The sequence below is a fragment of the Mycobacterium sp. 1245499.0 genome (genome assembly GCF_001673615.1).
GTDB classification, from domain to species: domain Bacteria; phylum Actinomycetota; class Actinomycetes; order Mycobacteriales; family Mycobacteriaceae; genus Mycobacterium; species Mycobacterium europaeum_A.
In genome coordinates this window covers 1-11,418 of the sequence record NZ_LZMG01000173.1, presented here as the reverse complement: position 1 = coordinate 11,418, position 11,418 = coordinate 1, and the positions used below count along the sequence as shown (strand labels likewise).

At 66.1% G+C, this 11,418-nt stretch carries 12 protein-coding genes and 1 pseudogene; 3 read left to right on the top strand and 10 right to left on the bottom strand.

Translation table 11 applies throughout. The annotated features are described in order from the left end of the window. The 4 genes from A5646_RS09705 to A5646_RS09690 all read right to left on the bottom strand — a co-directional run. The coding region (locus A5646_RS09705; RefSeq protein ID WP_067021425.1) for a cyclopropane mycolic acid synthase family methyltransferase at window positions 1–849 on the bottom strand (849 nt) is incomplete at its 3' end. A 95-nt stretch (window positions 850–944) separates the two neighbouring features. Next, the gene (locus A5646_RS09700) at window positions 945–1,808 is read right to left on the bottom strand and encodes a 3-hydroxybutyryl-CoA dehydrogenase (RefSeq protein ID WP_065153993.1); all 864 of its coding nucleotides are present in this window, start codon (window positions 1,806–1,808) and stop codon (window positions 945–947) included. Window positions 1,809–1,999: 191 nt separating this feature from the next. Next, a complete protein-coding gene (gene aceA, locus A5646_RS09695) occupies window positions 2,000–3,286 on the bottom strand; it encodes an isocitrate lyase (protein ID WP_066868741.1) in 1,287 nt (428 codons plus the stop codon). Window positions 3,287–3,554: 268 nt separating this feature from the next. Then, window positions 3,555–4,349, bottom strand: coding sequence for an acyl-[acyl-carrier-protein] thioesterase (locus A5646_RS09690; RefSeq protein WP_066879624.1), 795 nt, complete (start codon window positions 4,347–4,349; stop codon window positions 3,555–3,557). A gap of 160 nt (window positions 4,350–4,509) precedes the next feature. Here A5646_RS09690 and ramB point away from each other — a divergent pair, with 160 nt between their 5' ends. Together ramB and A5646_RS09680 are read left to right on the top strand one after the other, a co-directional pair. After that, window positions 4,510–5,934: an acetate metabolism transcriptional regulator RamB gene (ramB, locus tag A5646_RS09685; protein WP_066868745.1), complete on the top strand. Its 1,425-nt coding sequence runs from the start codon at window positions 4,510–4,512 to the stop codon at window positions 5,932–5,934. Continuing rightward, window positions 5,931–6,491 (top strand): carboxymuconolactone decarboxylase family protein, encoded by a 561-nt coding sequence (locus A5646_RS09680; protein WP_066868747.1) that lies wholly within the window; start codon window positions 5,931–5,933, stop codon window positions 6,489–6,491. Before ramB ends, A5646_RS09680 begins: the two co-directional genes overlap by 4 nt. On the opposite strand, the gene A5646_RS09675 is transcribed toward A5646_RS09680, so the two are convergent. Genes A5646_RS09675 through A5646_RS09650 form a run of 6 tightly spaced genes read right to left on the bottom strand, consistent with a single transcriptional unit; the run spans window position 6,492 to window position 11,104 of the window. Next, window positions 6,492–6,770: a hypothetical protein gene (locus A5646_RS09675; RefSeq protein ID WP_066868749.1), complete on the bottom strand. Its 279-nt coding sequence runs from the start codon at window positions 6,768–6,770 to the stop codon at window positions 6,492–6,494. Window positions 6,771–6,779: 9 nt separating this feature from the next. Continuing rightward, a complete protein-coding gene (gene lpdA, locus A5646_RS09670) occupies window positions 6,780–8,177 on the bottom strand; it encodes a dihydrolipoyl dehydrogenase (RefSeq protein WP_066868751.1) in 1,398 nt (465 codons plus the stop codon). Between the two features lie 49 nt (window positions 8,178–8,226). Beyond that, on the bottom strand, window positions 8,227–8,805 hold the full coding sequence (locus A5646_RS09665; RefSeq protein WP_066882270.1) for a hypothetical protein: 579 nt from the start codon (window positions 8,803–8,805) through the stop codon (window positions 8,227–8,229). Continuing rightward, on the bottom strand, window positions 8,798–9,076 hold the full coding sequence (locus A5646_RS09660) for a putative holin (protein ID WP_197498233.1): 279 nt from the start codon (window positions 9,074–9,076) through the stop codon (window positions 8,798–8,800). The genes A5646_RS09665 and A5646_RS09660 overlap by 8 nt, the downstream gene beginning before the upstream one ends. 19 nt (window positions 9,077–9,095) lie before the next feature. Then, a complete protein-coding gene (locus A5646_RS09655) occupies window positions 9,096–9,581 on the bottom strand; it encodes a DUF779 domain-containing protein (RefSeq protein WP_066868755.1) in 486 nt (161 codons plus the stop codon). Next, entirely contained in the window at window positions 9,581–11,104 is a 1,524-nt protein-coding gene (locus tag A5646_RS09650; protein ID WP_067021423.1) for an aldehyde dehydrogenase family protein, read from the bottom strand. Before A5646_RS09650 ends, A5646_RS09655 begins: the two co-directional genes overlap by 1 nt. 81 nt (window positions 11,105–11,185) lie before the next feature. Here A5646_RS09650 and A5646_RS09645 point away from each other — a divergent pair. After that, window positions 11,186–11,418: pseudogene (locus A5646_RS09645) on the top strand (hypothetical protein); the annotation flags it as partial.

The window sequence follows — 11,418 nt, the reverse complement described above, 5'->3', positions numbered from 1 at the left end:
CGTGAACTGATTGACGTCGGTGTAGCCCGCACGGAACAACTTCGCGCAGCCGGTCAGGTACTTCATGTACCGGTCGTAGACCTCCTGGGACTGGATGGCGATCGCCTGCTCGCGATTGGCCTCGAGTGCCTCGGCCCACAGGTCCAAGGTCCTGGCGTAGTGCAGCTGCAGCGACTGGACGCGGGTCAGGTCGAAGCCCGCGGTCACTCCGTACTCGCCGACGGTCTGCGGCGTCGGCAGCCAGCCGCCGGGGAAGATCTCGGCCAGGATGAACTGCGAGAACTGCACGATTTCGTGGGTCAGCTTCAGGCCCTTGGCCCGCGCGTCTTTGAACGACGGCCGAACGATGGTGTGCAGCAACATCACTCCGCCGGGCGGCAGCGCCTGGTAGGCCATTTTGAAGAAGCGGCCGTAGCGCTGCCGGCCGAAGTGCTCGAACGCGCCGATGGACACGATGCGGTCCACGGGCTCGTGGAACTTCTCCCAGCCCTCCAGCAGCACCCGCCGGCTGCGGGGGGTGTCCATCTGATCGAAGGACTGCTGCACGTGCTCGGCCTGGTTTTCCGACAGTGTGAGGCCGACGACGTTGACGTCGTACTTCTCGACGGCCCGCTTCAGCGCGCCACCCCAGCCGCAACCGATGTCGAGCAGCGTCATCCCCGGCTCGAGGTTCAGCTTTCCCAACGCCAGGTCGAACTTCGCAATTTGGGCTTCTTCGAGAGTCATGTCATCACGCTCGAAGTAGGCGCAGGTGTAGCCCATCGTCGCGTCTAAGAATAATGCGAAAAATTCATTCGAGACATCGTAAATAGACTGCGATTCCTCGTAATACGGTTCCAATTTCGTCATGCTCGCTACAAAACCTTTCGTCCTATTCAACGCGAGCATACTAACCGACCGGTCAACGACCGGCGATCCGGGCACCGGTGAGTCGTTAGCGTCGCTCAGTAGGAGTAAAAGCCCCGGCCCGTCTTCTTACCGAGCCGGCCCGCCTCCACCATGCGCAGCAACAGCGGCGGCGGGGCATACTGCGGTTCCTTGAACTCCTCGAACATCTTGTCCGCGATCAGCTTCAACGTGTCCAGGCCGACCAGGTCGGACAGCCGCAGGGGGCCCATCGGATGCGACAAGCCGGCCACCACCGCCTTGTCGACGTCTTCGACGGTGGCAAAACCGGCTTCCACCATGCGGATTGCCGACAGCAGGTACGGCACCAGCAGCGCGTTCACCACGAAGCCGGACCGGTCGGAGCAGCGCACCACCTGCTTGCCCAGGACCGCGCTCGCGAACTCCTCGGTGCGCGCGGCGGCGGCCTCGTCGGTGACCAGCGTGCTGACCAACTCGACCAGCGGCAGCACCGGAACGGGGTTGAAGAAGTGCAGACCGAGCACGCGCTGCGGGTTCTTGGTGGCCGCGGCGATCTTCATGATCGGGATGCTGGAGGTGTTGGAGGCCAGCACGGCGTCGGGATCGGTGATAACCCGGTCGAGTTCGGCGAACACCTGCGCCTTGACGGCGTCGTCCTCGATGATCGCCTCGATGACCAGTTGGCGGTCCGCGAGATCCTTCAGGTCCGTGGTGAAGGTGAGCTTGCTCAGCGCGCGGTCGCGTTCGCGCTCGGTCACCTTGCCGGCGCTGACGCCGCGCTCGAGCGACTTCACGATGCGGTTGCGGCCGGCCGTGATGAGGGCGTCGGTGGTCTCGAACACCGTCACGTCGACACCGGCGCGGACCGAGACCTCGGCGATGCCCGACCCCATCTGGCCGGCCCCGACTACTCCTACGCGCTGAATCGTTGTGTCACTCACTTGATCTCTCTCCGGTTCTCTCCGGTAACCCGTATCGTCTTGCACCGCAATAGGCCCCGCCCAGGATCAGCTGGGCGGGGCCTACGCTACTTCATCTCAATTTCGGGGCGCGGCTTGCGCCGAGGGCCGGTGGCTCAGTGACTCAGGCCTTCGGTTGCACCTCGTCCTCGCGGGCACGAGCCCGCTCGTCCTCAGTGAAACTGACCCTCTTCGGTGGAGCCGGTCAGCGCGGTGGTCGACGAGGTCGGGTCCACCGTGGTGGCGATGCGGTCGAAGTAACCGGCACCCACCTCGCGCTGGTGCTTGGTCGCGGTGTAGCCGCGCTCCTCGGCGGCGAACTCGCGCTCCTGCAGCTCGACGTAAGCGCTCATCTGGTTGCGGGCGTAGCCGTAGGCCAGATCGAACATCGAGTAGTTCAGGGCGTGGAAGCCGGCCAGCGTGATGAACTGGAACTTGAATCCCATTGCGGCAAGCTCCTTTTGGAACTTCGCGATGGTGGAGTCGTCCAGGTGCTTCTTCCAGTTGAACGACGGCGAGCAGTTGTAGGCCAGCATCTGGTCGGGGAACTCGGCCTTGACGCCCTCGGCGAACTTGGCGGCGAGCTCGAGGTCCGGAGTACCGGTCTCCATCCAGATCAGGTCGGAGTACGGCGCGTAGGCCTTGGCCCGGGCGATGCACGGCTCGAGACCGTTGCGCACCCGGTAGAAGCCTTCCTTGGTGCGCTCACCGGTGATGAACGGCTGGTCGCGCTCGTCGACGTCGGAGGTGATCAGCGTGGCGGCCTCGGCGTCGGTGCGGGCGATGACCACGGTGGGGACGTCGCACACGTCGGCGGCCAGCCGGGCCGAGGTCAGGGTCCGGATGTGCTGCTGGGTCGGGATCAGCACCTTGCCGCCCAGGTGTCCACACTTCTTCTCCGAGGCCAGCTGGTCCTCCCAGTGCGAGCCGGCCACACCGGCGGCGATCATGGCCTTCTGCAGCTCGTAGACGTTGAGCGCACCACCGAAGCCGGCCTCACCGTCGGCGACGATCGGCGCCAGCCAGTTCTCCACCGAGGTGTCACCCTCGACCTTGGCAATCTCGTCGGCGCGCAGCAGCGCGTTGTTGATCCGGCGCACCACCTGCGGCACCGAGTTGGCCGGGTACAGACTCTGGTCGGGGTAGGTGTGGCCGGACAGGTTCGCGTCACCGGCGACCTGCCAACCCGACAGGTAGATGGCCTTCAGGCCCGCGCGCACCTGCTGCACGGCCATGTTGCCGGTCAGGGCGCCCAGCGCGTTGATGTACTCCAGGTCGTGCAGCTGCTCCCAGAGCACCTCGGCGCCGCGGCGGGCCAGGGTGGCCTCCTCGACTACGGTGCCTTGCAGGGCGACGACGTCCTCGGCCGTGTAGGTCCGGGTGACACCCTTCCAACGCGGGTTGGTGTCCCAGTCCTTCTGGATCTGTTCGGCGCTCTTGGGGGTGCCAACGACAGACATTGGGCATGCTCCTTCACGGTCTTCACTACTGAGTTGCGGACGCCGCACCGGCGGTAGCTAGCGGCTCAACTTCGCTGGTGTGCTAACTCGAAGATGGCACAGCTCATAGGGGCTGGTCCACCCGTTTCAGTTGCCAATTTAAGCAACGGGACCGACCAATTTTGCGAAGTTTGCTAAGTCGCGAACAAACTTAACCGTTTCAGAAGCTACCCGTCAGTAACCCCAAAGCCGCAGGTCACACCGCAAATTAACCGGGACGCTTGTCCTGTTAGCGAGCAAAGATCGCGGCGACGGCTTTCGCCTCGTCGCCGACGGCATATGTGAGCGTTGTAACAGTCCGATCGGCCAGTTCGGGACCGAATTGTTCGGTGGATCCGGCGGGGTGGACGTGCGAGATGATCTCCAGCTTGTCGCCCAGCGCCACCGGCGCCTCGTGCTCGATGGTGACGCGCAGCGGGGTCCGCATCAGCTCCAGATGGGACGCCAGATAGTCCTCGATCACGCTCCAGTACACGGAGTTGTTCATGTGGTCGAACAGGTCGATGTCGGTGACCCGGACCGGAAACTCGTGGATCTCGACCGCGTCGTCGCGGCTGCCCGGCTTGAGATACGACTTCCACCGCAGCCGGTCGACGGAAGTGGTCTTGTGCAGTCCGGCCAGGAAGTCGTCGGCGATGCGCGAGGGCATCTGGGTTTCGCGGTTGATGTTGATCCAGAACGCCTCGGACTCGATGAGCCCACCCTTGCGGCCATCGATGCGGACCCGCATCTCGCACCACCGGTTCGACGTGCCCGAACACCAGCGACGCAGGCGCAGCATGTCGTTGAACTCGATCGGTCGGACCAGGTCGAGCATGGTGCGCCGGACGATCCACAGCGGATGGGTCTCCTCGAAGCCCATCTCGCGCAGCTGGTCCTGGCCGATGTCCTGGATGTGGCGCGCCGCGGCGTCCAGCCGCAACCGACCCGTGCGGTCGATATCGCCGACCCGCAACGGCCACTGGCGGTCGAACACGTCAGGGTGACCGTCGGGCACCGGCATCAGTTGTTTATCCAGGCTCACCGCGTCGCTCCCGTTTCCTCCTCGTGGTTACCCCAGGCTAAGGCCTGCGCCCCGGTCGCATCATCCCAACGGGGTGCGTCGAACACCTATCCCGACGCGACCGCAGGCATTGCCAAGTCTGCGAACTCCCATCTTCGCAAAGGCCGGTAACCTCGGAGAGGTGTCCAAAACGTTCGTCGGGTCACGGGTTCGCCAGCTTCGCAACGAACGCGGGTTCTCCCAGGCCGCGCTGGCTCAGATGCTGGAGATCTCACCGAGCTACCTCAACCAGATCGAGCACGACGTCCGCCCCCTGACCGTGGCCGTGCTGCTGCGCATCACCGAGGTGTTCGGGGTGGATGCGACGTTCTTCTCCTCCCAGGACGACACCCGGCTGGTCGCCGAGCTGCGCGAGGTCACCATGGACCGGGACCTGGACATCGACGTCGACCCCACCGAGGTCGCCGAGATGGTCAGCGCCCATCCCGCGTTGGCCCGCGCGGTGGTCAACCTGCACCGGCGCTACCGGATCACCACGGCCCAGCTCGCGGCCGCCACCGAGGAGCGGTACTCCGACGGCAGCGGTAGCGGGTCGATCACCATGCCGCACGAGGAAGTCCGCGACTACTTCTACCAACGACAGAACTACCTGCACGAGCTGGACACCGCCGCCGAGGATCTGACCAGCAAGATGCGGTTGCACCACGGCGATCTGGCGCGCGAGCTGACCCGCCGGCTCACCGAGGTGCACGGTGTGCACATCAACCGGCGGATCGATCTAGGCGACACCGTGCTGCACCGCTTCGATCCCGAAACCAAGACGCTGGAATTCAGCAACCACCTGTCGTTGGGACAGCAGGTGTTCAAGATGGCCGCCGAACTGGCCTACCTCGAATTCGGCGATCTGATCGACACTTTGGTCGAGGAGGGCAAGTTCACCAGCGACGAGTCACACACCCTCGCCCGGCTGGGGCTGGCCAACTACTTCGCCGCGGCCACCGTGCTCCCCTACCGCCAGTTCCACGACGTCGCGGAGAATTTCCGCTACGACGTCGAGCGGCTGTCCTCGTTCTACTCGATCAGTTACGAGACCATCGCACACCGGCTTTCGACGTTGCAGCGGCCGTCGATGCGGGGTGTGCCGTTCTCGTTCGTCCGGGTCGACCGGGCCGGGAACATGTCAAAACGTCAGTCCGCCACCGGGTTTCACTTCTCCTCCAGCGGAGGCACCTGCCCGCTGTGGAATGTCTACGAGACGTTCGCCAACCCGGGCAAGATCCTGGTGCAGATCGCCCAGATGCCCGATGGCCGCAATTACATGTGGGTGGCCCGCACCGTGGAACGGCGCGCGGCCCGGTATGGTCAGCCGGGTAAGACCTTCGCGATCGGCCTGGGCTGCGAGCTTCGCCACGCTCACCGGCTGGTCTACTCGGAGGGACTCGACGTCTCGGGGGAACCAGGAACAGTGGCCACACCGATCGGCGCGGGCTGTCGGGTCTGCGAACGCGACAATTGCCCACAGCGCGCCTTCCCCGCACTCGGCCGCGCACTCGATCTCGACGAGCACCGCAGCACGGTGTCGCCCTACCTGGTGACCCAGCCGTGAGCGCGCCGGCAGACGGCCGCATCCCGCCGGGGCGGTTCCGCGAACTGGGGCCGATCAACTGGGTGATCGCCAAGCTGGGTGCGCGCACCGTGCGGGCCCCGGAGATGCACCTGTTCACCACCCTGGGGCAGCGCCGGTTGCTGTTCTGGACCTGGCTGGCCTACGGGGGCCGACTGCTGCGCGGCAAGCTCCCGACCATCGACACCGAATTGGTGATCCTGCGCGTCGCGCACCTGCGCTCGTGCGAATACGAGTTGCAGCACCATCGCCGGATGGCGCGCACCGCCGGGCTCGACGCCGATCTGCAGGCCGCGATCTTCGCGTGGCCGCAGCGGTTGGACCCGGTCGATGCGCGCCTGACGGTGCGTCAGCAGGCGCTGCTGTCGGCGACGGACGAGTTCGTCAAGGACCGGACGGTCACCGCCGAGACCTGGCAGGCGCTGGCCGCCCACCTGGATCGGCGGCAGCTGATCGAATTCTGTTTGCTTGCAAGCCAATACGACGGTCTGGCCGCGACCATGTCAGCGCTCGAGATTCCGCTGGACCATCCGCGCTAGCTACAGGTAGACGTCGGCGAGGATGGCCAGCGTCAGTATCACGGGAAGCACCGGCAGCGCGAAGGCGAACGCCGCCCACGGCCGCTTGCCCCGCCGGCGCTGCCGCAAGCCCCACAGCGCGGCGCCGATCCCCAGCACCACCGACGCCAGCAGCACCAGCGGGCCCCAGTGGCCGGCGGTCGCGTTGTCGCCGTTCGAAATGGCCAGCAGCCACAGGACATAACCGGTCGCCAGGCCACCGACGGCACCCGCGAGGGCCTGAGGGGTGACGGTGCGCATATCTCTTACTCAGAAATTGATCATGTGCCCGGTCAGGCCGTGGAAGCATTCCTGCAGCGCCTCGGACATGGTCGGGTGGGTGTGGACGTTGCGGGCCAGCTCGGTTGCGGTCAGGTCCCACTTCTGGGCCAGCGTCAGCTCCGGAAGCAGCTCGGAGACGTCGTGGCCGACCAGGTGTCCGCCCAGCAGCTCACCGTATTTCGCGTCGGCGATCAGCTTGACGAACCCGCTGGGGTCGCCCACGCCGTGGGCCTTGCCGTTGGCGGTGAAAGGAAACTTCGCCACCACCACGTCGTGGCCCTCCTCGCGAGCCTGCTCCTCGGTGAGCCCGAAGCTGGCGACGTTGGGCTGGCAGAACGTCGCGCGCGGCATCATCCGGTAGTCACCGAGCGCCAAAGTCTCTGCGCCGGCGATGGTTTCGGCCGCCACCACTCCCTGGGCCTCAGCGACGTGGGCCAGCTGCAACTTTCCGGTGACGTCGCCGATGGCGTAGATGTGCTCGATGTTGGTCCGCATGTAGTCGGTGATTCCGATGGCCTTGCGGTCGGTCAGCGCGACGCCGGCCGCCTCCAGGCCGTAGCCCTCCACATTTGGGGCAAAACCGATGGCCTGCAACACCTTTGCGGCCTTGAGTTCCTGCGAGTTACCGTCCTTGCTGACCACCACGGTCACCTCGGAGCCGTTGTCGGAGATCGACTCGACCTTGGTGCTGGTCAATATCTTCACGCCCAGCTTCTTGAACTGCCGCTCGACCTCCTTGGAGACATCGGCGTCCTCGTTCGGCAGCGCGCGCGGCAGGAACTCGACGACGGTCACGTCGACGCCGTAGTTCTTCAGCACATAGCCGAACTCCATGCCGATCGCCCCGCAACCGGCGATGATGATCGACTCCGGCAGCTCGCGGGACAGGATCAGTTCCTCGTAGGTGACCACGTTGGCCGACAGCGACGTGCCGGGGACCAGGCGGGTGCTGCTGCCGGTGGCGATGATGGCGTTGTCGAAAGTCACCGTCTCCGTGCCGCCCTCGTTGAGCTCGACGGAGATCGTGTTGGCGTCGGTGAAGCGGCCGTAGCCATGGATTTCGGTGATCTTGTTCTTCTTCATCAGGAAGTGCACGCCGGCGACGCGGCCCTCGGCCACCTTGCGGCTGCGGTCAAACGCGGCGCCGTAGTCGAAGGTCGCCTCGCCGCTGATGCCAAACGTCTTGGCCTCTTTGGTGAAGATGTGGGCGAGTTCGGCGTTGCGCAGCAGCGCCTTGGAGGGGATGCACCCGACGTTGAGGCAGACGCCACCCCAGTACTTCGGTTCGATCACCGCGGTGCTCAGCCCCAGCTGTGCGGCGCGAATGGCTGCGACATATCCGCCGGGACCGGCCCCGAGGACGACGACGTCATAGTGAGAAGTCACGAGCCCACCCTAGTTGGCCGCGGCCTCTGGCGGCCGCCCGGGCGAGCCGTCAATAGGGAATGACACCGACCAGACAGTGCCCCGCTCGCTCGCAGTGGTAGTAGCCGTACAGGGGTGCCGCGGCGACCAGCGACGCGAACGGCCCGGACATCAGCGCCACCGCGAGCGCCGAGATCAGCGGCCGGCCTTCGGTCATCGCCAGCATCACCGAGCCGACGATGCACACCACCACGTAGGCCAGGACGACGAACAGCGCCGCCGTCTTGTCGGACGAGTGGTACCACCAAGAGAACAGCCCCAGCCCGATCACGGCCGCCGCGGACCACACGCCCAGCAGCACCAGGGCCAGCTTCCACCACCTGAGGTAGAGATACCGGCCGGGCACGTTGATCGGTTGCACGGGGCCGACGGGCTCGGGCGACTCCTGCTCGCTAGCCTCCGGCGTCGCGGCTGCCGCCGGTGCGGCGGCGGGCTCCGGCTCGGCCACCGCGGGGTGCTCGCCGGTCTCGTCATCGAAATCGGGCACCCAGGATTGGGTGCCGGTGTGCTCGGAGTCGTCTTCGTCATCCGAGAAGTCCGGTACGAACGCCTCGGTGCCGGGGCTCGAGGCGTCCTTGTCGTCAGCCACCGGCGGTCACCCGTAGCGCGACGAGCACACCGAACCAGCCGGGCGCCACCGACAGCAGGAACGCCCCGAGCATGGTGACCCACCGGCGCCCGGAGAACAGGATCGTCGCCAGCCCTACGACGCTGGGGATGCCGACCACCGACGCGATGGCGACGCCCGGGCGGACGCTGGCGTGAATCGCCAGGGTGCAGGCCACGCCCGCCAAAAGTCCGACCGCACTGCCGATCAGCATGGCGCTGGCCAACAACCAGGGACGCGGAAGGGGAATCACTTTCTCGACTGTACTGCGGCTACCCGCGCGGGGGGCACGTTGACGACGCCGCGTCGGCCACCACCGGACCCCGTGCCGGGGGGCGTTCACCGCGTTCGTAATCCGCGCCGGTGATCACCGCGGCGGCGGCCATTGCGGCCCGTTCGTCGTCGGTGAAGACGCGACCGCGGGACAGGAACCGCACGCCGTCGGGCGCCTCCAGGCTGAACCCGCCCCCGCGGCCGGGCACCACGTCGATGACCAGCTGGGTGTGCTTGTCGCGATAGTGGGCGGTGTACTGCGGACCCGAAATCCACACCGGCACACCGTCTGTCCCGACGTCGAGGACGCCGAGCAAGACGTCGCGATCGCCGACCAGGAAATCGCCGAGCGGATAACACATCGGCGACGACCCATCGCAGCAGCCACCGGACTGGTGGAACATCACCGGGCCGTGGGCGGCCTGCAACCGCGCCAGCACCTCGGCGGCCGGGGCGGTGATGACCACCCCGGGGGGCGGAAGCATCAGAAGAACCCTTGCGCCTTTTCGGAGTAGGACACCAGCAGGTTCTTGGTCTGCTGATAGTGGTCGAGCATCATCTTGTGGTTCTCCCGGCCGATGCCGGACTGCTTGTAGCCGCCGAACGCGGCGTGGGCGGGATAGACGTGGTAGCAGTTCACCCACACCCGGCCGGCCTGGATGTCGCGCCCGGCCCGGTAGGCGGTGTTGCCGTCGCGGCTCCACACCCCGGCCCCCAGGCCATACAGGGTGTCGTTGGCGATCGAGATGGCGTCGTGGTAATCGGCGAACGACGTCACCGTGACCACCGGCCCGAATATCTCCTCCTGAAAGACCCGCATCTTGTTGTCGCCACTGAAGATGGTGGGCTGCATGTAGAAGCCGCCGGACAGGTCGCCGCCGAGCTCGGCGCGTTCGCCGCCGGTGATCACCTTGGCGCCTTCGTTTTTGCCGATCTCGATGTAGGACAACACCTTTTCCAACTGATCGTTGGAGGCCTGCGAGCCCAGCATGGTCTCGCTGTCCAGCGGATCACCCTGGCGGACTGCCTTGGTGCGGATCGCGGCCAGTTCGAGGAACTCGTCGTAGATGTCGGCCTGAACCAGGCTGCGCGACGGGCACGTGCACACCTCGCCCTGGTTGAGGGCGAACATGGTGAAGCCCTCCAGCGCCTTGTCCTGGTAGTCGTCGGCCTTGGCCATCACGTCGGAGAAGAAGATATTGGGGCTCTTGCCGCCGAGCTCCAGCGTGACCGGGATGAGGTTTTGCGACGCGTACTGCATGATCAGCCGCCCGGTGGTGGTCTCGCCGGTGAACGCGATCTTGGCGATCCGGTTGCTCGACGCCAGCGGCTTGCCGGCCTCGGCGCCGAATCCGTTGACGACGTTGACCACTCCCGGCGGGAGCAGGTCGCCAATCAGCGACATCAGGTAGAGCACCGAAACCGGTGTCTGCTCAGCGGGTTTGAGCACCACCGCGTTGCCGGCCGCCAGCGCGGGCGCCAGTTTCCAGGCACCCATCAGGATCGGGAAGTTCCACGGGATGATCTGCCCGACCACTCCGAGCGGCTCGTGGAAGTGGTAAGCCACGGTGTCGTCATCGATCTGGCTCAGCGCGCCCTCCTGCGCGCGCAGCGCCGCGGCGAAGTAGCGGAAGTGGTCGGCGGCCAACGGAATGTCGGCGGCCAACGCCTCGCGGATCGGCTTGCCGTTGTCCCAGACCTCAGCCACCGCCAGCGCGGCGGTGTGCTCCTCGATGCGGTCGGCGATCTTGTTCAGGATTGCCGCGCGCTCCGCGGGTGCCGTCTTGCCCCACGCCGGGGCGGCGGCGTGCGCGGCATCCAGTGCCTTGTCGATGTCGGCCTCGTCGGAGCGGGCCACCTCGCAGAACGGCTGGCCGGTGACCGGGGTCGGGTTCTCGAAGTAGCGGCCCTTGGCCGGCGCAACCCACTGCCCGCCAATGAAATTCTCGTAGCGGGATTCGTACGACATCAACGCCCCGGCAGAACCTGGACGTGCAAAAACAGGCATCTTTTCGGCTCCTTCCCTCGTGACACAGCTCACAGTACGCTGCACTCATCCGGGGATGTCGGGTCGACGCGGGGGACGAGCATGGCCGAGACGCATTCAGCCGAGGAGGCGCTTCGGCAGTGGAGATCCGTGGCACCGGCCTGGGAACAGCACCGGGAACGCATGTTCGGCGACGTGCGCGCGGTGTCCGAATGGCTCGTCGAGCAGGTTGATCCGCAACCGGGCCAGACCGTTCTGGAGGTGGCGGCGGGCCCAGGCGAGACCGGCTTTCTCGTCGCGGACCGGCTCGGTCCCACGGGCCGCCTGATCTCCAG